The 22943-nt window shown below is 38.0% G+C and carries 17 protein-coding genes and 7 pseudogenes; 12 read left to right on the forward strand and 12 right to left on the reverse strand.

Going from position 1 to position 22943, the window contains the following annotated elements; translation table 11 throughout:
• Positions 1-14 precede the first annotated feature (14 nt).
• Positions 15-272: a hypothetical protein gene (locus AAZO_RS06870; protein ID WP_013190678.1), complete on the reverse strand. Its 258-nt coding sequence runs from the start codon at positions 270-272 to the stop codon at positions 15-17.
• A 228-nt stretch (positions 273-500) separates the two neighbouring features.
• Positions 501-1298, reverse strand: a pseudogene (locus AAZO_RS06875) (SDR family oxidoreductase).
• An 803-nt stretch (positions 1299-2101) separates the two neighbouring features.
• On the opposite strand from AAZO_RS06875, the gene AAZO_RS06880 reads away from it, so the two are divergent.
• The gene (locus AAZO_RS06880; RefSeq protein ID WP_013190679.1) at positions 2102-3709 is read left to right on the forward strand and encodes a peptide ligase PGM1-related protein; all 1608 of its coding nucleotides are present in this window, start codon (positions 2102-2104) and stop codon (positions 3707-3709) included.
• An 18-nt stretch (positions 3710-3727) separates the two neighbouring features.
• Here AAZO_RS06880 and crcB read toward each other — a convergent pair whose 3' ends face one another.
• The 3 genes and pseudogenes from crcB to AAZO_RS35045 all read right to left on the reverse strand — a co-directional run bounded on the left by crcB (position 3728) and on the right by AAZO_RS35045 (position 5999).
• The gene (gene crcB / locus AAZO_RS06885; RefSeq protein WP_013190680.1) at positions 3728-4126 is read right to left on the reverse strand and encodes a fluoride efflux transporter CrcB; all 399 of its coding nucleotides are present in this window, start codon (positions 4124-4126) and stop codon (positions 3728-3730) included.
• Positions 4127-4502: 376 nt separating this feature from the next.
• A pseudogene (locus AAZO_RS06890) lies at positions 4503-5785 on the reverse strand (IS701 family transposase).
• Positions 5786-5861: 76 nt separating this feature from the next.
• A complete protein-coding gene (locus tag AAZO_RS35045; protein WP_187289614.1) occupies positions 5862-5999 on the reverse strand; it encodes a hypothetical protein in 138 nt (45 codons plus the stop codon).
• A 246-nt stretch (positions 6000-6245) separates the two neighbouring features.
• Between AAZO_RS35045 and AAZO_RS29225 the strand changes: the two are divergent.
• The 3 genes and pseudogenes from AAZO_RS29225 to AAZO_RS06905 form a co-directional block, all read left to right on the forward strand.
• Positions 6246-7196, forward strand: a pseudogene (locus tag AAZO_RS29225) (RtcB family protein); the annotation flags it as partial.
• 239 nt (positions 7197-7435) lie between these two features.
• Positions 7436-7804 (forward strand): cyclic nucleotide-binding domain-containing protein, encoded by a 369-nt coding sequence (locus AAZO_RS06900; RefSeq protein ID WP_013190681.1) that lies wholly within the window; start codon positions 7436-7438, stop codon positions 7802-7804.
• A gap of 73 nt (positions 7805-7877) precedes the next feature.
• The gene (locus AAZO_RS06905; RefSeq protein WP_013190682.1) at positions 7878-8066 is read left to right on the forward strand and encodes an RNA-binding S4 domain-containing protein; all 189 of its coding nucleotides are present in this window, start codon (positions 7878-7880) and stop codon (positions 8064-8066) included.
• Positions 8067-8376: 310 nt separating this feature from the next.
• Here the strand turns inward: AAZO_RS06905 and AAZO_RS06910 are convergent, their stop codons facing one another.
• Positions 8377-9678 (reverse strand): dihydrolipoamide acetyltransferase family protein, encoded by a 1302-nt coding sequence (locus AAZO_RS06910; RefSeq protein WP_041642737.1) that lies wholly within the window; start codon positions 9676-9678, stop codon positions 8377-8379.
• 316 nt (positions 9679-9994) lie between these two features.
• Between AAZO_RS06910 and AAZO_RS06915 the strand changes: the two genes are divergently transcribed.
• On the forward strand, positions 9995-10519 hold the full coding sequence (locus AAZO_RS06915) for a hypothetical protein (RefSeq protein WP_013190685.1): 525 nt from the start codon (positions 9995-9997) through the stop codon (positions 10517-10519).
• Positions 10520-10568: 49 nt separating this feature from the next.
• Here AAZO_RS06915 and AAZO_RS06920 read toward each other — a convergent pair whose 3' ends face one another.
• Together AAZO_RS06920 and AAZO_RS06925 are read right to left on the reverse strand one after the other, a co-directional pair.
• Positions 10569-11018 carry a YlqD family protein gene (locus AAZO_RS06920; protein WP_013190686.1) on the reverse strand — a complete coding sequence of 150 codons (450 nt, stop codon included), beginning with the start codon at positions 11016-11018 and terminating at the stop codon, positions 10569-10571.
• Between the two features lie 38 nt (positions 11019-11056).
• A complete protein-coding gene (locus AAZO_RS06925; RefSeq protein ID WP_013190687.1) occupies positions 11057-13042 on the reverse strand; it encodes an AMP-dependent synthetase/ligase in 1986 nt (661 codons plus the stop codon).
• 615 nt (positions 13043-13657) lie between these two features.
• Here AAZO_RS06925 and AAZO_RS06930 point away from each other — a divergent pair.
• Positions 13658-13894, forward strand: coding sequence for a hypothetical protein (locus AAZO_RS06930; RefSeq protein WP_013190688.1), 237 nt, complete (start codon positions 13658-13660; stop codon positions 13892-13894).
• A 319-nt stretch (positions 13895-14213) separates the two neighbouring features.
• The gene (locus AAZO_RS35050; protein WP_013190689.1) at positions 14214-14387 is read left to right on the forward strand and encodes a hypothetical protein; all 174 of its coding nucleotides are present in this window, start codon (positions 14214-14216) and stop codon (positions 14385-14387) included.
• Positions 14388-14665: 278 nt separating this feature from the next.
• Here the strand turns inward: AAZO_RS35050 and AAZO_RS06935 are convergent, their stop codons facing one another.
• Positions 14666-15535, reverse strand: a complete 870-nt coding sequence (locus AAZO_RS06935) for a zinc metalloprotease HtpX (RefSeq protein ID WP_013190690.1) — start codon at positions 15533-15535, stop codon at positions 14666-14668.
• 315 nt (positions 15536-15850) lie between these two features.
• Positions 15851-16057 carry a Fic/DOC family N-terminal domain-containing protein gene (locus AAZO_RS37285; RefSeq protein ID WP_228371552.1) on the reverse strand — a complete coding sequence of 69 codons (207 nt, stop codon included), beginning with the start codon at positions 16055-16057 and terminating at the stop codon, positions 15851-15853.
• A gap of 120 nt (positions 16058-16177) precedes the next feature.
• On the opposite strand from AAZO_RS37285, the pseudogene AAZO_RS06945 reads away from it, so the two are divergent.
• Both AAZO_RS06945 and AAZO_RS06950 read left to right on the forward strand, forming a co-directional pair.
• A pseudogene (locus AAZO_RS06945) lies at positions 16178-17460 on the forward strand (IS701 family transposase).
• A gap of 35 nt (positions 17461-17495) precedes the next feature.
• Positions 17496-18516 (forward strand): annotated as a pseudogene (locus AAZO_RS06950) (ISKra4 family transposase).
• 376 nt (positions 18517-18892) lie between these two features.
• Here AAZO_RS06950 and AAZO_RS43450 read toward each other — a convergent pair.
• Positions 18893-18979 (reverse strand): annotated as a pseudogene (locus tag AAZO_RS43450) (RtcB family protein); the annotation flags it as partial.
• A gap of 305 nt (positions 18980-19284) precedes the next feature.
• On the opposite strand from AAZO_RS43450, the gene AAZO_RS06955 reads away from it, so the two are divergent.
• The gene (locus tag AAZO_RS06955; RefSeq protein WP_041639610.1) at positions 19285-19512 is read left to right on the forward strand and encodes a transposase family protein; all 228 of its coding nucleotides are present in this window, start codon (positions 19285-19287) and stop codon (positions 19510-19512) included.
• A gap of 827 nt (positions 19513-20339) precedes the next feature.
• The gene (locus AAZO_RS06960) at positions 20340-21044 is read left to right on the forward strand and encodes an HAD family hydrolase (RefSeq protein ID WP_041642740.1); all 705 of its coding nucleotides are present in this window, start codon (positions 20340-20342) and stop codon (positions 21042-21044) included.
• 157 nt (positions 21045-21201) lie between these two features.
• Here AAZO_RS06960 and AAZO_RS06965 read toward each other — a convergent pair.
• A pseudogene (locus AAZO_RS06965) lies at positions 21202-21801 on the reverse strand (Uma2 family endonuclease); the annotation flags it as partial.
• A gap of 297 nt (positions 21802-22098) precedes the next feature.
• Here AAZO_RS06965 and AAZO_RS06970 point away from each other — a divergent pair.
• On the forward strand, positions 22099-22857 hold the full coding sequence (locus AAZO_RS06970; RefSeq protein ID WP_013190692.1) for a TIGR00297 family protein: 759 nt from the start codon (positions 22099-22101) through the stop codon (positions 22855-22857).
• Positions 22858-22943: the final 86 nt, after the last annotated feature.

Raw genomic sequence — 22943 nt, forward strand, 5'->3', positions numbered from 1 at the left:
TAACTGATAACTGACTAAAGTTCTGATGCCGTATCAGGAGCAATAATTTCTCCCGTACCCATTGTCAAAATCATATCCTGGTCGGTAATCAGTTCGCTGAGTTCTTTAACTTTTAAATTCATCGTTTCACAAGCTTGACGTAGTTCTTGAGCAAACGTTTTAATATCATCACCATAGCCGCATTGATAAGCAGCTATTTTAATTCCCTGTTTGGCATTTGCTCTAGCACAATCTACTAATTCTGTACCATGCAATTGTGTTGGGGATACCATAGATGTAGTTATGATTGATAATACTTTCTTTCCTAGAAAGATTATCAATCATAATCAATTAACTCATCCCTCTAATGGAGGAAAGGAGATAACCAGATACCTAACTTTGTGGGTAACGGGGTATCAATACTGCTCGGTTTGTGAACCTAGAATTAGAAAATTTGTTTGAGTAAAGGTTTTTTATTCTCCTTTTTTTCTCCCTCAACTGCTATTTATATCCTGGAAAAATCAACCGTTGACTATTTCATCACCATTAGGATGTAAAACTTGACCAGACATATAGGAAGAATCATCAGAAGCTAAAAAGACAAAACTAGGTGCTACTTCTTCTGGCTGTCCGGGTCTTCCCATTGGTACTTGTGAGCCAAAACTTTCTACTTATTCTTCTGGAAGAGTTGAGGGAATTTAAGGTGTCAAAATTGGCCCTGGTGCTACAGCATTAACACGAATTACCTTGGAGACTAGATTTTGTGAAAGGGAACGAGTAAAGGCTACAATTGCACCTTTAGTAGAAGAATAATCTAATAAATGAGCATTTTCTTTATAAGCTGTTACTGATCTTATATTGATGATAGAAATTCCTTCATGGAGGTGCAGGTGCTTCATTGCTGCTTTAATAAGGAAAAACATCGAGAAAATATTAGTTATAAAAGTGCGTTATAATTGCTCCCGCCTAATATCTTCAATGTTTTTAGGGTGTGATTCAGCCGCATTATTTACGAGAATATCAAGCTTAGCAAACTCACGTACCTTTTGTTCTAGCGCTTGCTGACAAAACTTTTACTCAGTAATATGACTTAGAATAGATACTACCTTGGGTCCATGTTGTGCAACTAAATTTTTGGTTTCGTTTGCATCTTGATGTTCTTGTAGATAAACTATTGCTACATCTGCACCTTCTTTAGCAGATGAGATCGCCACAGCACGACCAATACCACTATCTCCACCAGTAATTAAGGCGATTTTATCTTTTAATTTACCACTACCCCGATATGGTTCATTTTCTACTTTGGGTTTTGGTTTCATTTCTGACTCTAAACCAGATGCTGCCTGTGTTTGTGGTAGTTGTAATGTTTTTTGTTGACATACTTAATAAGTATCCCCAAATTTCACTATTGTAAATCTCATGCTCAATCATCAATCAGCAATTATTAAAAATAAACCTTGGATAGAGAATCTCGACCCAAGGTTTACTTTATGCTTTCGCTCCCACTAGTACAGTACGGCGGAAATAAATTACCCATTCCAAATCCCTGAAAAGCTTTTGCTATATTCATTTTGAATTTTGAATTTTGAATTTTGAATTCCGCCTTGCAGTACTAATCCTTTGCAAGTTCAGACTTTTTTACCCCGGATATTTGCAAAACGCGCTCATTTATGGCAAATGGGCGCGACTTTCCAAACTTCCTCCTCACATGTCACACGCTCTTAATCCAACCACTGAAAACAAGTACATAACTCTATTTTGGTGCTAAGGATTTCTCCTGAGCACCTGCTTTCAATTTAGCTATAATTGTGGTGTTATTTATCGTTCTCTAGAAATAAACTAATAATAAACTTTATCACTCTTTGGAAAGAGTAATTTAAAGTCTAAATCTATAGATTATGAATGAGAAATTATCCAGCATATTTGACAGGAATATTCACTTATCATATCAATATCAAACCTAATCCTGCTAAGCTTGCAAAGCATTTCATATCAATTCATAACCTGGAGTTGCAGATATAAATTTACAAAAAGATACAGAGGAGATCTCCATCTCAAGTCTTTCTTAGGATATACCTAAGATAACATTAGGAATAATTAGGGTCTAATGAGGGTATGGGATATGGTGACAGTAAATATTGCCGAACTAGAGCAGATTGATAAATTTCGCAGCTTACAATCAACTTTACGCGATCGCTGGAAAACTAGTGAGTTATTTGACAATAGTGAAGTGGATATTTTAATTATCCCCTCTTTGAGTATTGACCAGCGGGAACTGCAAAAAATAGAAGGGTGTGAACATTATGAAGAAAGATTACTATTTTCGTTGATGCGCTTGCGGAATCCCTGCACTAGGTTAATTTATGTAACCTCAATGCCACTACATCCCAGCATTATTGATTATTATTTACAACTATTACCAGGAATACCATTCTCCCAGGCCCGTCATCGCTTATTATTACTTTCTACCTATGATGCTTCCCTTAAACCCCTCACTCAGAAGATTTTAGAACGTCCTCGTTTGTTGGAAAGAATTCGTCAAGCTTTACGATTAGATAAAGCTTTTATGACTTGTTACAATTCCACATTTTGGGAAGCGGAATTATCACTGAAATTAAATGTACCTTTGTATGCTGCTGCGCCAGATTTACAGACTTGGGGAACAAAAAGTGGTAGTCGGCAAATTTTTGCTCAAAGTGCTATCCCTCTTCCAGAGGGTAGCGAACTAGTTTGGAATTCAGAGGATTTAGCAACAGCAGCGGCTGATTTATGGGAACGTCAACCGACATTAAAACGGATGGTTCTGAAACTAAATGAGGGCATTTCTGGAGAAGGAAATGCACTGTTGGATCTCCGTCCGTTGATAGATGTTGCACCAGGTCGAAGTTCTCATTCTCAAAGAGTAGGAGCAATTAGCTATAGCTTCTTCTCAAATCTGCGGTTTCAAGCCACACAAGAAAGCTGGACAAATTTTTCCCAACGCATCCCAGAATTAGGTGCGATCGTCGAATCTTATATTGAAGGTGAAACTAAATTTTCTCCCAGTGTCCAAGGACGCATCACACCAGATCGAAAAGTGGAAATCCTCTCCACCCATGACCAAATTCTTGGAGGTCCAGACGGACAAGTTTATCTCGGTTGTCGCTTTCCTGCTGATGAAAATTATCGAGTACAATTACAGCAATTAGGTTTAAAAGTAGGTAAAAAACTTGCAGAGAAAGGTATCTTAGAAAGATTTGGTGTTGATTTTGTCACCGTTAATCAAGGTAATGGTAAATGGGACATTCAAGCAATTGAAATTAATCTCCGTAAAGGTGGTACAACTCACCCATTCATGACCTTGAAATTATTAACCAACGGACACTATGATCTGTCCACTGGTTTATTTCACAGTCAGCAAGGAAAACATAAATATTACGTCGCTACAGACAACTTACAAAAAGACCGCTATCGGGGATTATTACCCAACGATTTAATGGATATTATCGCCCATTACAGATTACATTTTGATAGTGGAAGTGAAACAGGGACAGTATTTCATCTCATGGGTTGTCTTTCTCAGTTTGGTAAATTGGGATTAACAAGCATTGGTAATTCTCCCCAACAGGCAGAAGATATTTATAACAAAGTTGTCCAAGTTCTTGATCAAGAAACTAGAGGCGATCATAATAATTATGCTCTGTTTTCCGATTATGCTTTTCCCATTGCTGGAGATACATCTGGTTATTAATAGATTGTCAATAAGTGTTTACCTAAAAAACTTAGCAATAATTACACCTAACTGTACACTAAGAATTCCTAGAATGGCACTACCAAGCCAATAACCAGTTGCAGTTAATAAATTGCCACTACGCATTAAAGCAAGAGACTCTAAACCGTAAGTGGAAAAAGTCGTATATGCACCTAAAAAACCGGTTGCAATCATCAACCGTAATTCTGGGAGAATAATTGCTACCTTCTCGACAGCCCAAGTAGTGAAGAATCCCATTGCTAAACAACCGCTCAGATTAATGAAAAAAGTTCCATAGGGAAAATTGATACCAAATCTTTGGGCAAACCACAATGTTAAATAATAGCGACTTACAACACCTGCGATCGCACCCAAGCTAATAGCTAACGATTGGCGCAGATTCGGATCTTGCAACATATTGAAAAATTTGATTGGTGAATCAGGTCATAAATTCTCTAGTGTATTTCCATCTCCAAAGAAGAAGATAAAAGCCTTGTTTTGCCAGGGTCGATACCCGATGTCTGGAGATGTCTAATAGGTAAGTTGAAATCTTGACTCCAGCAAAAAACAGGATTGGACTAAAGCTAATGCCAGAATTTAGAATTTTGTACTTATATCATATATTTTTCTCCGCATGAGTACATTAACGAAACAATATATTTTTTGATATTATAACTAGATAAATCATAGTTAACCAAACCCATAATAATGAGCAACCTTACCAGAGCGGGTCGCTACGTGGAGCAACCAGCAAGATATAAAGCTTTTATCCCTAGCGGGACGTAAACAAAAATCAAGCCCAAATGTAGCCCAAACTGGCTTGGTAAGGAGGAAACACGTCCGGCTCCAATTTGAACCAATCAATAAATAGAAAAGATATGGCTGTGCTAACCGCTTCTACAGCTGCAGTAAAAGTATTCAAAGGTTTCTTAGCCCACCTTGGTCTTAATCCTCCAGTCCACTGATGGCAAAGAATAAAAGTGTAGGTACAGCAAACCAAAATAAAATGGCGCAGTCAACTGCTTTTATCTCGAACTTGATATTCTTTAAGTCCTAACCATCCCTTGGCTTCCCTGTAAACAACTTCTACCCAATTTCTTTGAGAATATGTATCAACTATCCATTGGGGTGTGACAATTGATGAAGAAACATTGGTCATAAAGTAGTCAATATCAGTGGCTTGAGAGAAGGTAGAAGTGTTGATGAATATAGCAATATTGCCCTTTCCACTTAAGGCTGATATTTCTACTTCTTTAGTTACTACCCATAATGTTTTGGGTTGATCTAACTCCAGTTCAATTTCTGTAAAAGCCTCTTGGGGTAAACTTTGTGCTAATTCATCTAACCTAATTATTTGTGGACTATCCTCTTGTTCACTGGCAAGGACTTTGGGATTTTTAGCTAATCCTTCTCAATACTTTCAATTCCGATTCTCTATCTTTCAATAAGAAAGATGTATTGTGGCCATATCCAGCATCTATAATTACTATTCCTGGTTGATTACCACGGCTTAAGGTTAGATCTATTAATTTAATTCCTAACTCAGGTTTATTCTCAAATAGAGGGTCTTGTTTCCCTTTGGGTCAAGAATCACCCTGGTGATATAATTCTATATGTAATGGTAAGCTTTTACTCCTATCATATCATATAGATGTGTTGTTACTACTACTATTCCATTGTCCCTTTTCCCAATTTCTCCAATCAATATATAATATATTTTCTTCCTACTCCATCCCTAAAATTCCCGCTTTTTCTATGGTCATAATCATCAATTATTAAGCTAAATCCTCTGGTGATTCTCCTCTGACTACACTTGTTCATAATCTCTACCCGACGCTCATTGACTTGGGAACTGGACCAAGGTGCTTCATTTAAAACGTGGTGTAATCGGTGGTAGGTCACCCCTAGGGCATTCTCTGCCATTTGAAATAGGTTTTTTCTCTCACTTTCACCCAATCATCCCCCTAAATCATGTCTAAACTCTCTTCTTTCCCCTTGATGAGTAAATACATCATCAAACCTTTAACACCATGTTTCAAACCATGGTGCCATTGCTGGGGCAGTGGTTTCTTTCATCAGCTTCTTGGAACGTGAAAGCTACACCGAAAGCCCATTATACTCCTTTTTACTCTTAAGTTTTGTTTCAGTCCCGCTAAGCAGACTTTGAGCCGTTCTTTTTTCCTGGTTCATGCTTGCTAATCCACACTTGTTTGTCGTTATATTCTCCTAAAACTTGTGTATCTTCCAATAGTGAATGCTCCCGTTCGAGGTAAGAAATATCTAGTGGCATATAACACAAGTGAAAAAGCGAGAGCAAAGTCTCAATGAATTGCTAATCGTTACTAAACTTGTGAAATCTGTGGTGCAGAAATCAAAATACTAATTGGACTGCATAATCACCGCCGCAAAGAACACAAATGTAATCACAGAATTGTAAGTTTAATTACCATAAATTAAATAGAAAGAAGATGTGTATTGTTTGACAGTGCCGGAACATTATAACTTCGCACTGAAAGCAGGGATATTTGTTCACAACTGTGGTATGTGTGCCATCAAAACACAATTTACTGCTGAATAAATAGAAGGCAAACTAAAAAAAATTCGCCTAGATATTTAAGCAGCAATTCCCACCAGATTCAATGAAAACAAAGATGTAGAGAAAGCAGTAACTAACTGGCAACGTTGGCGGGATTTTTCTAAATTGCATCGTGGTGTGTAAGACTTAGAAAGCAAAGCCATGAAACAAATAGGTTCTCTGGAGGCAGGAAATCATTTTATCGAAGTTTATCTCAATACAGAGAACCACGTTTGGCTGATGTTGCATTGAGGTTCTCGCAACATTGGTAATAAATTAGCACAATGCGATATTAATACAGCCAAAGAATTAGCAAAAATGGCAGGTGAGAAATTACCTGATCGACATTTAGCCTACTTTGTTGCTTGTATATCAGAACTCCAGGCATACTGGAAAGATTTACAATGGGCGCAAAATTACGCGCATTTTAACCATGATGTAATGATGGCACGATTTAAACAGATCATCGAGAAACATCTCACAGGAGGAAAAGTTACTAAACCTTTATTAGAGGTAAATTTTCATCAAAATTACGCCGAGAAAGAAGTACATTTTGGCGAAGATGTGTATGTAACTCGTAAAGCTGCGGTTCGCGCTCAAACAGAAGATTATGGTATTATTTCTGGTTCAATGGGAGCAAAATCTTTAATTGTCAAGGGGAAAAGTAATGCTCATAGTTTTTGCTCTTGTAGTCATGGTGCAGGAAGTTTAATGTCAAGAAATAAAGTCAAAAATGTTTATACACTTGATAATTTAATTACCCAAATACAGTGTGTAGAATGCCGTAAAGATACGGGAGTTTTGGATGAAATTCCTGGTCCTTATTAACCCATTGAACAGGTCATGGAAAACCAAGCTCATTTAGTGGAAATAGTAGCAATACTCAAAGAAGTTCTTTGCGTTAAAGGTTAAATAAGGGTGGGCATTCATGAATAGTAATTGAAACAGGGGATGCTCAATTAAGCAATTACTAACAAGACCAAACTTATAAGCAGTAATGAGCGGGACTTGATTATGACTAAGTTAAGAGTTAATTAGGATACAGGATTATTATGTGATTTTGACGGGAAAGAGAATTTACGCTGAGAAAAATAGTATACTTTTTTCGGTGCTTATATTACTCTGACCAATTTATCTCTAGTGAGACTTTTATGTTAAGTCCTGTAGCAAAAATCAGTATTTTTCAGAGAAAACCAGACCCAAAAGTATTTTCATCAGGTGCAACCATCTTTGAAGAAGGACAGTCTGGTGATTTTATGTATGGTATTCTCGCAGGAGAAGTGGAGATATTAGTTCATGACAAAATACTAGAAACAATACAAGCAGGTGAAGTTTTTGGTGCAGGTGTACTCGTAGGAATAAAACAGAGAAACTATACAGCTATAGCTAAAACTAGCTGCAAACTGGCTTTTCTTAATGAATACAGTTTTCTTTTTGTTATTCAAGAAACACCAATGTTTGCTATTCAAGTTATGAAAAGTTACTCAGAACGTCTAAATCGGATCGAACACAGTATCTAAACTTATACATCAATGTCTATAAACTCAAGGATTTACTCAAATATTCTGCAAATTTTACACCTGGAAATGAAAGATGATTAAACTAGATCAGTTTTTAAAGTTATTAGGTATAGGCTCAACTGGAGGTCAGGCTAAACTGATGATTATTGATGGTGATGTCAAAGTCAATGGTACAGTTGAAACTAGACGTGGACGGAAATTAGCACCAACTGATATAGTAACAGTCACAGGAAAAACTTTTAATGTTGGGGATTTAATTTGATCTGATGAGATTCAAAAAAACTTGGAACTTAAAGAACTCCAACTTAAAAAGTAATATAGCAGTTAGCTTTTTAAAACTCTTGTGTCATAGCCCAAGGTGGCATAATCTATTCAAGATTGAAGAATTTAAGCTAGTTTTAATGATTTTAGCAACTGCTATATTTATTTAGTTTTTGAGTAAGCATTCAGTTATCAAGGATCAGCAGTCAGCTTTTTCAGGCTAAGGCCAAAAATACCTATTTGATAATTAACCAATTTCTCAAATATTCTGACTCCTGATTCCTGAATTCTTACGTTTTTAACCTGTGACATTAAAGTATTAAAGATTGAGGATTGGTTTCAATCAACTTCGCTAAATCTTGCAAGAATGTTGCTGCATGAGCGCCGTAAATAATGCGGTGATCACAGGTGATATTAACTTTCATTTGTTTACGTACACCAAATAAACCATCTGCGGTAGCTACAACTTGCGGACGCGATGCGGCGATCGCTAAAATTGAACCTTGTCCAGGTGGTAAAATCGCATCAAATGTATCTACACCAAACATACCCAGGTTAGAAAGGGTAAAAGTACCACTGTTATACTCTTCTGGTTGTAGTTGTTTTGCTCTAGCCCTATCTACCAAAGATTTCCAATTGCGAGATAGAGAATAGATATCTACTTGATTTGCTTTCTGCATTACTGGTGTAATCAAACCACCATCATCCATCGCCACAGCTACGGAAATATTGATATTGGGATGATAGACAATTCCTTGGTCTGAATAGCTGGCATTGAGTAATGGATGTTTTTCCAATGTCACCGCTACAGCTTTGGCCAATAGCGCCGTCATTGTCACACCTTTAGATTTAATTTGCTTGTAAAGTTTATCTAATGCAGCAGTGGTAATTGTGTAACCAACATGGAATATAGGTACAGATAGACTTGTCACCATATTACGTACCACTGTATTTTGCAGAGTAGTTAATGGTACTACTTGACCAGGAACAGCACTGCTAACAACTGGTGCAGTTACAGCGGCTGGTTTTGCAGGTGCTGGGGGTGGGGCCGGAATAACAGGTGGTGTCGGTTGAGTTGGGGTGACAGCACGGGTAGTGGGTGGCTGAACTTTGCCAACTGCAGCTTCCACATCTTCGGCCACAATGCGACCATAAGGACCACTACCTTTAAGGTTATTTAAATCAACCTGGAGTTCTTTTGCTAACTTGCGAGCGCGGGGTGACACTACTAACCGTTCTTCCCGATGGTTAGAACCATTTTGAGAGGGTGTAGCAGTTGTGGCTACGGTTGGGGCTGCGGGTATGGGTGTGTGTGTTTGAGCCACTGCACTACCTCCACCAGCCATAGTCTTAGCAGCTTCAATTTCCGCTTCTGTTTGTGCTACGTAAGCGATCGCTGCGCCAATTGGGGCTGTTTCACCAGCTTGTACTATAATATGGGCTAGAAATCCCTCATAGAAAGATTCCACATCCATATCAGCCTTATCCGACTCAACAACCACCACTGTTTCGCCTTTTTCCACTTTATCCCCTGGCGATTTTACCCAAGAGACAATCTTCCCCTCTGTCATGGTGGAACTCAGCGCGGGCATAAATACTTCATGAATGCTCATAATGGTGGTTTCAGAATCAATAATTTTATGGAATTTAACAAGTTGTTGCCAGATCAAATTGTATCCCGGCATGAGGATTTTTTGGTAGTTCCTGTGTAGGCTGTGGGGTGTGGGGTAAACTAGTCCAAAGTCCAAAATCTGAAATTCTCCTGCCTTTGGAACTTAAACCCACAATGGGTGTCAATATATAATCATGCTCCTCACCACTTCTGCACACACAAAATTTACTTATTAGCAGTGGCTAGGGGCGCGAATTGAATTTAAAGCTCAAAATTGGTGCTTAACCTGTTTCAAATTCCCCTTTAATACTATTACTATGTCGGCAAAGTTGAAATTCTTTTTAATTTTGATCTTCAGCGTTTTTGCCACTGCTGGTGGAGTGTATATGATCCAGCATCAACCACGGGCATTAATGGCTGGGACTGCCAATGGACAACAGCAACTTTTATCTATAGAACAGGAATCTTCAGAACTGCTGGCTTACCCTGATCGTTCCCATTATAAAACCATTCCTTTAAACAGTATTAATTCTGTTCTCCAAGGCAGTAATCCTGCAACCCTGGCTTTGAATCTCCTGGATGAAGTGACATCAGTGCAAGGAAAACCCCAGGTAGAGGTGGCATATCCCCAACCTAATAAAGCTTTAGTAACGATTATCCAAGTTAAGCAAGGGCAAAATCATTCTGTAGGTGCGATTAAATACCGAGTAGAAATGAGCCGCTTTGGGCGATCGCTTTTAGTCAGTTCACCCCCAGTCTGGGAAATTATCTGGGCTGGATTCCAAGTGCAATGTTTCTCTAAAAGTCCAACCCAGAATAAATTTAGCCAAAACTGTAATTAATCATTAGTCATTAGTCCTTAGCAACTGACCACTGACCACTGACTAAATTTTAGATATCGCCGCGAATTTCTTCGACAATACCATCCCTCAGCACTAATTCAACTTGCATTTTGCTAATTAAGTTGTCTCCTCGTTCTACTCGAAAAAAGCCTTCCATTTGAAATTGGTTGACTTCTTGATCTAACTCTAGAAACTGCACTTGCTGGAGATTTTGCAGCAATTGATTCTTTTGTTCTAAAAACTCACTTTTCTTTTGATTAACCTGAAGTTGGATATTGTCAATTTGTTGGAGAATTTGGGGTCCTGGTGGTTGTAAACTTTGTTTTTGAATTGCTGAAATTGCTCTTTGTCCTTCTACATCTAGTTGTTGCAGTTGCTGATCAAGTTGATTAATCTGAGCTTGTAGTTGCTGTTGCACTTCCTCTTTCCAGAGGGGAGTAACGATGACTTTAACGTTAACCCCACGTTTTAAAAGCAATTGAGGGTTGGAGACATCCATAAAAATTTCGCGTTCACTTTGATAGTTTGCAGATGGAATTATTTGGCAAACATTCGGTCAATAATATCGTGATACTCGTCCGTGACGACGTGACGACGGATTTTTAGAGTTTGTGTCATCATGCCATTTTCAATGGAAAAGGGTTCGATAATCAATTGGAATGGGCCAATCCGGTCATCGGCTCGATAACCGGGACGGTTTTTTACTTCCCGATTCAATTCTTGCCGAAACAAATCCTGGATCATTTTACTCTCTAAGTCAATTTTTTGACCGCTGGAGGCAGTAATATTATCATTCTGATTTGCTGCCGATTTTTCCAAGGCTTCGAGATTGGGAACAATTAACGCCCCAAGGCTGCGCTGGTCTTGTCCCACTAACATGATTTGATCAATGTAGGGCGATCGCAAACAAGCATCTTCTATAGGTTGGGGTTCGATATTCTCCCCATTGGTTAAAACAATCGTATCCTTTGCCCTACCAGTTAGCACCAAGTCGTTTTGGGGTGTCACCCAGCCTAAATCACCACTATCAAACCAACCTTCAGCATCTATGACTTTTTTTGTCGCTTCCGGATTTTGATAATAGCCCTGCATAATTTGTGGCCCTCTGAGCAACACCAAACCACGTTCTCCTGCTGGTAGTGGCTGACGAGTCTCAGGACTAACTATCTTAACTTCTGTTCCCGGAATTGGTTGCCCAGATGATCCTCGCAAATTTCGCCAAGGACGACGGGCATTTGTTACTGGTGAGGTTTCCGTCAAGCCATAGCCCTGTAAAATTTCTACACCAATTATTTCAAAAAAGTTATCTATATGTTGGGGAAGCGCACCACCACCACTAATTACCTGCTTGATTTTGTCACCTGTAGCTTCCCGTACTTTGGCATAAACTAATTTTTCTCCCAGTGTTTGGAATGGCAACAGAGCTAATTCTAGTATTTTTGCTCCTAATCGCTCAACAGCTGAGGGATTAACATGATGTAAACTCAATCCTTCAGCAATCCTCCTCGCTTGGATATATTTCTGGCTCATATCCAATAAAAATTTAATCAACTGTTGTTTTTTCGCAGGCTGGGAACGAAACTGCTTTTGCACTCCTTCATATATTGATTCCCAGAATCTTGGTACAGCAATAATATAATTAGGCTTAAAGTTTTTTAGATCATCTTTGACAGAGCGTAAATTTGTGTAAACTTGAGTGCAACCTTGAGAAAGCAAGAAATACTCTCCACTCCGTTCATAACTGTGCCAAGTAGGTAAAATACTCAGAACTATATCTCCAGATTCCGGTTGCACTACTGTTCCCAAGGTTGTAACTTGGTGCAGCAAGTTGCTATGGGAAAGCATTACACCTTTTGGCTTAGCAGTAGTACCAGATGTATAAATTAAGGTTGCCAAGCTATCACGGCTTTGTTTCATCGGTGCTAAGGTGTGGTTGCTGCCAATTTCTAGTAACTGGGAAAAGTTCACCAGTTCCAAATTTTCTGCTGTTGGTGGTGTTTCATCGGAAAGAAGAATGACCAGTTTAATAGGTAAGTCCTTCAGACCCTTCTCTAGTTTCTGGAATGTTTTGATATCCTCGACCACCAGCACAGTACTACCGCTATTAGCAATAATAAATAATAGTTCTTCCCGTTCGGCTTGGGCGCTACGCACTGCGTTCACAGCCCCAGCAGTCATGATACCTTGATCAGCAATAAACCAGCCCGGACTGTTATCAGCAATTAGGGAAATGCGTTCTCCAATGTTGGGTGTTTCACTGTCACCCATATTCATTCCTAATGACTGCAAACCTACTGCAAATCTTTGGATTTGATCTGCTAACTGACTATAAGTAATCTTAACTTCTGGTTTAGCGTGGGGGTTATGGAGGGCAACAGTATTACCAAACTTTTTGGCAGCTAAAGGCCAAATTTCTGGGAGCAAATCTACATTGGTATAGTCTACCAAACGCTGTAATTCCCGGTATTCTTGCTCGGTGACGTTAGATAAAAAAGAAGCAGTAGGTTGTTGTATTTTTGTCATAACGCAATGATTGAGTAGTAAACGGATTGTTATTGCTAATAACAGTATTTAATATGCAACTTAGCTACTGTGTATAACAATAGCGCAATTATTACAGTCATATTTACAAAACTTTATGTTAAACTAGTTTTATCTAAACAAAATGAAATCATTCAGCTTTGTTGCTGTTCTGTGCATTTTGCAGAGCCTGTTACTCAATGGACAAATAATTACGAATTTTTAATTCGTAATTATCTAAACCGTAAACCGAGAAATCTAGTAACAGCAAGATATCATGAATCAGAAATCAGAATGCTTGTCGAAACGAGAGTCTCAATCACAGCCGTTTTTTATTTTTCATGACTTCAATAGCTACAAGCATTGTTGATTCTGTGTTCTGACTAAAAATAAGGAATCTCTACATCTGAATTACGAATTACTTGTTCCTATTAAAGTACGGCGTAAATAAACCAACCATTCTAAATCTCTGAAAAGCTCACGCCGTATTCATTTTGAATTTCGTTGGATCAGCCTGCTGCAAGAACTATTTTGTTAGCGTAGATCTTCTGAAAGAAGCATTTTGAATTCACGGCGGTACTAGATAATTTCTCAAGGAGGTGATTACCTATAGGTTTAATGGATGCTGTATTAATCACGGTCATCAATGCTGCTGCTTGTCTAGCATTACCCAAGCTTTTATCTATGCTTTTGCCTCCTCAAACTAACCTTCCTAAGTCATCATCTATGGATTCTCAGTTGCAAAAAGCCAGGATAGAAATTACTAGTTTTCCCTATTGTACAGCTTATGCTTTGACTGGCCGCCATTTCTGTAAATTTAGTCCTCATTTTTGTTCTAAGTGTTCTCCTAATTGAAGGGAATATTGGCATTCATACTAGGCTAATTTGATATTTTTGATGGAGAGAGAAATTAATCAAAATCAGGGTAAGAGGAAAAACTATTCACCTTTTACCCTTCTATTTTGCTCACGGTTTATAAACTTGATTAAACAATCTTAAGTTATTTAAATTTATATATCTTTATATAACTAAATATTAATACTATATTTAGTTAACTTATATCTAATAAAAGAAATTGAAAAACTCACAGTTGTGCCAACACAACCGTTTTAGTCCATACTAAATATCAGAAAATTAATATTACAAGTCATTTTCTTTCAAGGAGGAATTATCCATGAGTTTAATAGATGGTGTACTTTTGACTCTGTTAAATACTGTTGTTTGTCTTGTTTCACCTAAATTATTATCTATAATTAGTGCTACTAAGAAGACTAAAATAAATCAAGAGAAACAGCAGATTAATATCCCTATATCAGAACCTAACCCAGAAATTCCTAGTTTTTCGTAAGATTTAAGAAGCGATCACATCTCGCATGAGGGAAAACACAAGTAGGAATTCAGGAGTCAGAATGTTTGATAACTGGGTTAATTATCAAACAGGTACTTTTGGCGTTAGCCTGGAAAAGCTGACTGTCTAACTTTTCTTCAAACTATTCCAACCCCTGTTTAATGCAAGCAACTGCGGTGGACGAGTTCCCCAGCATCAGACAAGTGGTGTAGATTGACGGGGATCTTCCCAGTATTCAGATATCCGCTCAAAGAAATCGGATATTTATTTTGCACAAATTATTTATTAATTTGTGCAAAATCTTGTTCCAACTTTAGTAAAGCTTCCACACGCATCTCAGTTGCAGGGTGACTGGAGAACAAATTACCTAAAAACTGTCGAGAAATGGGATGAATAATTAACAATGGTTCAAAAGCTGGATTAGCATTTAAAGGTATTTCTCTTGCAGTAGCTTCTAATCTTTGTAAAGCCCTAGCTAAAGCCCGGGGATTACCTGTTAATTTTGCAGCACCAGCATCAGCAGAAAATTCTCTGGTGCGGGAAATTGCTAACTGAATAATTGTCGCGGCTATAGGTGCAAGCATCACTGTTACCAGCACACCCAAAGGATTACCACCTCTTTCATTATCTCTTGAAGCACCACCAAACCACAGGCTGTAACTTAACATTTGTGCAAGGAAAGAAATTCCACCGGCGACAGTAGCCGCAACGGCTTGAGTTAAGGTATCACGATTAATTATGTGGGTGAGTTCGTGAGCAATTACCCCTTCTAATTCTTCCCCTGGTAATATATTTAAAATGCCTTCAGTAACAGCAACCGCAGCGTGTTCTGGATCTCTTCCTGTAGCAAAAGCATTGGCAGTTTGTCCAGGAACAATGTAAACTCTTGGCATGGGAATATTAACACGGGCCGACAGTCTTTCTACCATGCGATAAAGTGCAGGTGCTTGGGCTTCGCTAACAGGTTGGGCGTTATAAACTGCCAAAGCAATCTTATCAGATTGATACCAAGAAAATAGGTTTGTAACTGCTGCTAATCCAATGCCGATGATTAAGCCACTACTACCACCAATTACCCAATAACTAATTGCAATTAATAAGCCACTAAGTGCTGCTAACAAAGCAGCAGTTTTCATTTGGTTTCCCATATTGATATCTCCTGTTAATGCTGCATAATTTTGTTTAGTTTTGACTAGATAACAGCATTAGTTTAGCTATGTCTTGATTGTATCCAGTTCAACTTTGATGTAGAGTGATGAAAACCTGTCAGGGAAGTACGGGTCTCACACTACATATGTAAAAATACAATTGAGTTTAGCTGCTAGGGAATATTATCAAGAATATTCAAATACATCTTATTAACTCCTGGTGAATTTCCCGAGTTAGTCTCAGCGATATAGGTAAATCCGCCAATTTTTCAAGACCATGATTAACAGCTGCGATGATATAGTTAACTACCTCAGCTAAATCTTGAGGATTATCGGTTCTAGTGCTTTAGCTCCAAATTCTAAAACATCCATTAGTGAGGCTGGTGTACCCTCAATCTGACTAGAAAGAACAGCTTCTTTCCAAACATACATAAATACAAATAAATCTGGGTTAGGCAAGGCATCTGTAGAACCATCTAGACGACCTAATGGTAAATATGCTTGAGATAGTATTTGCCACATCTCCTGATCCATATTAATTTCAGGCACTGGAGGAAGTGGACTAGCGGGACTTAAACAAAAGTTAAGAGTAAAAAGGAGTATAATGGGCTTTCGGTGTAGCTTTCACGTTCCAAGAAGCTGATGAAAGAAACCACTGCCCCAGCAATGGCACCATGGTTTGAAACATGGTGTTAAAGGTTTGATGATGTATTTACTCATCAAGGGGAAAGAAGAGAGTTTAGACATGATTTAGGGGGATGATTGGGTGAAAGTGAGAGAAAAAACCTATTTCAAATGGCAGAGAATGCCCTAGGGGTGACCTACCACCGATTACACCACGTTTTAAATGAAGCACCTTGGTCCAGTTCCCAAGTCAATGAGCGTCGGGTAGAGATTATGAACAAGTGTAGTCAGAGGAGAATCACCAGAGGATTTAGCTTAATAATTGATGATTATGACCATAGAAAAAGCGGGAATTTTAGGGATGGAGTAGGAAGAAAATATATTATATATTGATTGGAGAAATTGGGAAAAGGGACAATGGAATAGTAGTAGTAACAACACATCTATATGATATGATAGGAGTAAAAGCTTACCATTACATATAGAATTATATCACCAGGGTGATTCTTGACCCAAAGGGAAACAAGACCCTCTATTTGAGAATAAACCTGAGTTAGGAATTAAATTAATAGATCTAACCTTAAGCCGTGGTAATCAACCAGGAATAGTAATTATAGATGCTGGATATGGCCACAATACATCTTTCTTATTGAAAGATAGAGAATCGGAATTGAAAGTATTGAGAAGGATTAGCTAAAAATCCCAAAGTCCTTGCCAGTGAACAAGAGGATAGTCCACAAATAATTAGGTTAGATGAATTAGCACAAAGTTTACCCCAAGAGGCTTTTACAGAAATTGAACTGGAGTTAGATCAACCCAAAACATTATGGGTAGTAACTAAAGAAGTAGAAATATCAGCCTTAAGTGGAAAGGGCAATATTGCTATATTCATCAACACTTCTACCTTCTCTCAAGCCACTGATATTGACTACTTTATGACCAATGTTTCTTCATCAATTGTCACACCCCAATGGATAGTTGATACATATTCTCAAAGAAATTGGGTAGAAGTTGTTTACAGGGAAGCCAAGGGATGGTTAGGACTTAAAGAATATCAAGTTCGAGATAAAAGCAGTTGACTGCGCCATTTTATTTTGGTTTGCTGTACCTACACTTTTATTCTTTGCCATCAGTGGACTGGAGGATTAAGACCAAGGTGGGCTAAGAAACCTTTGAATACTTTTACTGCAGCTGTAGAAGCGGTTAGCACAGCCATATCTTTTCTATTTATTGATTGGTTCAAATTGGAGCCGGACGTGTTTCCTCCTTACCAAGCCAGTTTGGGCTACATTTGGGCTTGATTTTTGTTTACGTCCCGTTAGGAGAATAGGCAACATTGTTATATAAAGAAGCAGACAAAAGTCAGATAACAGACTTGGAAGGAATATAAGAAACAGTAAGGAGTCAAATATTAGAAGTGGTAAGTCTAGAAATAGCCCTTTTTTTATCGAAGAAACAAGCGGAAGGAAAGTAGGTAAAACCAGGAAACTCAAAACCTTGGTAGGAGAACTAAAACTAAAAGCTAAACAGTTGAAGAGACTGGGTTTGAAGCCAAGAAGTCGATTAAGTCCATTACTTCAAAAGTGCTGCTTGAGGCTATCAGCTAAGGAAGGAATCATATCAACAAGCAGAAGTTGAAATTGAGGCATTAACAGGAGTAAAAGTTGGCCATAGGAGGCAACAAAAACTAGTTGTGGAACAAGATTGGGAGCTACCACAAGGAAAACAAGCTGTCTGTGAAGTGAGGGTGGATGGTGGAAAAGTACGACTAGGGGCAAACCACAACCAGGCTGGTACTGGCGAGACTATAAAAACCCTTCGTCTACAAGGAATTTATGATGGCGCATTTTTTGATAACAACTAATAAATCATAAGTTGATTATGTTAGTAGCCAGTCTTTAGTTAACCCCCTTGTGTGTTTGGGGGATGGTCATGATGGAGTTTGGAATTTAGTTAAAGAGTTTGGAACTGAAAAATCCAAACCTTTGGAAATTTTGGATTGGTATCACCTCAAAGAGAATCTTTATCAAATTAGTGGTTTTTTAAGGCGTCTCCAAGCTGTTGAGAGTTTATTGTGGTAAGGTCAGATAGAGCCAATTCAAGCTTTATTTAATAATTGTCGAGGCAAACAAGTTAAGAAGTCTTTCGACATAAGCGAAAAACATCCTACTGGCATTATTAACTACAGCTACTACCAAGCTGAACAACTGTGTTCTATTGGTTCTGGATCTGTCGAATCTGCTATTAAACAGATTGGAGCAAGGATCAAAATTTCTGGCCCACAGTGGAATCTTGAAAGTGTCTACGAAGCCCTTTCCCTTCCTTGTGCTTATCTCAATGGTTTGCTTCCTATTTGAGTCTTTCTGCCAAAACTCGATCCTCCCCCTCGGACTCCATTATCTGCAACGGCATTTCTAAAATTTTCCGGTTCCTGCTGCATATACTGAAGAATATTTTTAGTTCCTCGCTCAGTATAATACTGATATCCTTCTGGAGGATCTGCTTTTTTCGCAATAGCAGCTTTTCTTTATTTCTTCAACTTCTGGAAATTGCCAGTGTTGATGATTTTCTAGTAAAGAACGGTGATAGGCAGAATGCTCATTAGCTCCCATAAATTCAAGATTTTCTGCACGATTATCTGATTCATGGAAATTCTCTATTATTATCTGCTAATTCTTTAATTGGATATGATTTTCCATCTATTAAAGGAATTAAAGTTTCTCCGACAAAGAAACCCATATCTAGTCCGACAGCCGCAGGAATAATAGCATCTTTGGTAGCAATAACTGAACCGACTAATGCACCTTTTCCTAAGTATACCTGTCAGGAAAATTAACTTGGTATCAGAAAAATGGTAGAAGGGAATTTTGAGGGTATACCAAAAAGAAAAATCCACTAAATTAACTATATTCAAGAATATCCACATCGTAGAAAAGAAATACTGGGAATAACTAACCATCAGTTTCAAGACTTTTTAGCCCAAGGTGAAATGTAGCATGGAAAACTTCAAGGTGACATAGCAAGTAAAAAGATAGGTATAAATCAGAAAGGAGGAGGGGGGAAAGGGAAACTAGAGATAAAGGAAAAAAGAAGAGGTATGTCTATGCTTCTTCTATTGGAGGAAAATGCCAACATTTGAGGTTTTAGGTTTGCATTTCGGTATATGGAAAACGGAAGCAAAGGACACATTTCATTACTGGCTAGAGATATTACGAAATGTTTTCCCTGCTAGTCTCTTTGAACAGGTAGAAAAATATGATAGCGATTATGCTATGGCGACTCAGAATAAAACGCAGGAAATAAAGAGTTTTCCACCAAGGGGATTTTTGTTGAACAGGTCATTAGACTTGTAAAAATATTCCGGGTACCTCAACAAATATTTCCCCTAGATTCCCCAATTTAGTCACAAGTAATTCTTACTAACTATTTGTGGTTTAGTCACATTAGGAATTGGTTCATTAGTTTTGCCCATTTCATAAATGTTATGGATATGAGGTCAGTTATGAAATGGATATCAGGTCAGTTATGAATTCGTCATCAACATCTTCATCGATAGGAACTATCCCTAACTATTCCCAACCCTGATTCTTTCCTTGGCTCTTCCTAATCTTAACACTATGGAAAGCCAGACACAGACTCCTTTCTAAGTTTTCGGACCTCTCTAGTGAACATCGGGCATTAAGGCAAGGTGCTTAAACACAAATGGCTAAGAATGTAGCTTCTTAGCCATTTTGGTTCCATCTGAGGCTAAAGGATGATTTGCCCAAGATAAAACGGGTGATGGGGTGTTAATTCCTAATTGTTCGTAGGGCATAATACAAATTTAAAGTTCAAGGGGAAAAATTCAAAAAGCTAATTTCCATTAGATGCTATGTCAGTGCGAGAAATTACATTGTTCATGGTATTTTTAGACTTACGGTCTCCTATTATACATAGTATAATGTACATAAATAACTTATCTGTCAATACATAAAAAATGGAGTGTTACATTGTTGGATGAAGAATGGATATGCTAAATAGAGAGCCAGAAATAAAAAAGCTTAGCTATATCCCGTTGTCGATAATACTCAATTATTCCTGTATTCATCTGTGATAATGTGATTAAGGCTGTGATCAAGATCAAGATGCACAAAAATAGATCATAATAATTCGTGAGGATATGGGTTCACCAGTTTGTGGCATGAGTTTAAAGGCAGTTTTGTTTGATTTCAATGGTGTCATCATTAAAGATAAGTCAATCCATCTACAGCTGATAGATGAGATTCTGTTGCAGGAAAATATGCAGCCGCAAAAGTTGCATGAACGTCAAATTTGTCTGGGAAGGAGCGATCGCGCTTGTTTTCAAGACCTGCTGAAAAATCGTGGTAGAGTGTTGACGGAAGAGTATTTAAGTCAGTTGCTCAACCGCAAAGCTCAAGCTTATGTATCAGCACTGGAAAAATGGGAAAAACTACCTCTGTATTCTGGGATAGAAGATTTAATTTTTCAGGTGCGATGGCAAAATCTTAAACTAGGGTTAGTTAGTGGTGCTTTGCGTCAAGAAATAGACTTGGTGCTAGAACGCGCTAAATTGACTGAATATTTTCAGATTATCGTCGCCGGCGATGATATTAATACTAGTAAGCCCGAACCAGAAGCTTATCTGCTGGCTGTAGAACGACTTAATCAAGTTTATCCAGACTTAAATTTACAACCCCACGAATGTTTATCTATTGAAGATACACCTGCGGGTATTCAAGCAGCCAAACGCGCTCAGATGCAAGTTGTTGGTGTAGCTAATACTTACCCCTTCCATATTATGCAACGTCAAGCTAACTGGACTGTAGATTATTTGATTGATTTAGAATTGGAACGGGTACAGGAAGTTTACTTGCAAAAAGATTGAAAATCTGACGTTTCTGTATCAGAAAACGAATAATGAAAGTAGAGTGTTTACAGTAGAACTTTAAACAATATTGATAAAAATTGCTAATATTTTTTCTCTAGATTAATATAAGTTTGATTTACTTACAGAATATGCTGGCTTTGGCTTGACTTGCAACCTATACCATACCAGCTTGGAAAATCTGATTAGCAGTAAGATTTAATTCAGAAAAAGTTTGGGAGATAATGCGTTCATGATCTCGAAACTTAGTAATTTGATATTCTCCATGAACCAAGTTACAAATAGATATGTTAGTTGTTTAGGATTACCGATACAATTACGTCCAACCAAGGCTGCATAATCTACAATCCAATATTCAGGAATTCCCATTTCTTCATAATCAGCATACTTCAAGTAGTAATGATCACGCCAATTAGTTGAGACAACTTCAATCACCAAAGGTATTGATGCACCTAAACTAAGAATGGATTGTTTTTTCCATAATTGTTCGTTGGCTAACTAAATTTGCACAGTTTAGCAGCAACACATCTGGAAAATAACCAGAATCTTTGCCATCAGGTCTAACTATAGGTCGGTTGGGGATAACATAAGGAAGGTCTAATCTGTCAATTGTAGCACTGAGCTTGATTGTGACAAACCCTTTAACTTCTTCATAATCCCCTACTGGTTGTGCCATTTCAACAATATTCCCATTATGTAGTTCGTAAATTACTCCGGAATTTTGATGTAGCCAATCAACAAATTCCTGAAAGGTAACAGGTCATGGCTTTTCAGAATTAGTTATTATAAGGATAATAGCTCTAAGTAAAGTAATTTGACAAATTTGATTTCGGAAATATACATAGAGTGGGAATTACCCATCACAGGGCAGTTATAATGGACTATGGCCGCCCTACAATACTAGTCTGTCAACCCAGAAATGACGGGTAAAACCAGGCAGGGAGAGCAGAGCATGCAGGGGAAGAATAGAAATTTGGATTTTATCATTATTCGCAAAAATAATAAAATGATTCGAGTATCATAAAAAACTGAAAATACTCATAATTCATTACCAATGTTATCTGTACTTAATTCAATTAATCCCTGGTTAGTAGGTGTAGGACTAAACACGATTTTATTGGGAATAGTGGCAATTATTCCTAAAAAATTACTAACACCTGCGGGTATCTTCCATGCTTGGTTATTGGGTGTAATTATTTGGGGAACATTAGGGTGGACAGGATATCTAGTGGTAGTGTTTTATTTTATTGTTGGTTCTGGGGTAACGCGCATTGGGATGGCAGAAAAGGAAGCAGCAGGAATTGCGGAAAAGCGTTCTGGTGCTAGGGGTTCAGAAAATGTTTGGGGTTCGGCGTTAGTTGCGGCTTTGTGTGCTGTGGGAGTGTTGTTTTTACCTGAGTGGAAGTTTTTGCTGTGTTTAGGCTATGTAGCGAGTTTTAGCACCAAATTATCGGACACGACAGCCAGTGAAGTGGGTAAAGCCTATGGAAAGCGCACCTTTTTGATTACAACACTCCAACCTGTGGCTAGAGGTACAGAAGGGGCAGTAAGTTTAGAAGGGACTTTAGCAGGTATTGTTGGATCAGTAGCGATCTCACTGGTGGCTTGGGGTGTAAATTTAATTGATATCTTAGGAATTGTTTTCTGTGTCGTTGCAGCATTTATAGCTACTAACTTGGAAAGTGTAATTGGTGCAACATTGCAATCTAAATATACTTGGCTTAGCAATGAGGTTGTAAATATCTTCAATACACTGATTGGGGCTATTTCAGCGACTATTATGGCTTTAATCTGGCAAAGTATATTTGTTTAAAATTTTACTGAAAAATAAAATCTGTTAACAGCGGAGCTGCTGTTATATATGTCGCATCATTATATACTAGTACTCAAGTAATAACC

This window comes from 'Nostoc azollae' 0708 (genome assembly GCF_000196515.1).
In the GTDB taxonomy this organism is placed as follows: domain Bacteria; phylum Cyanobacteriota; class Cyanobacteriia; order Cyanobacteriales; family Nostocaceae; genus Trichormus_B; species Trichormus_B azollae.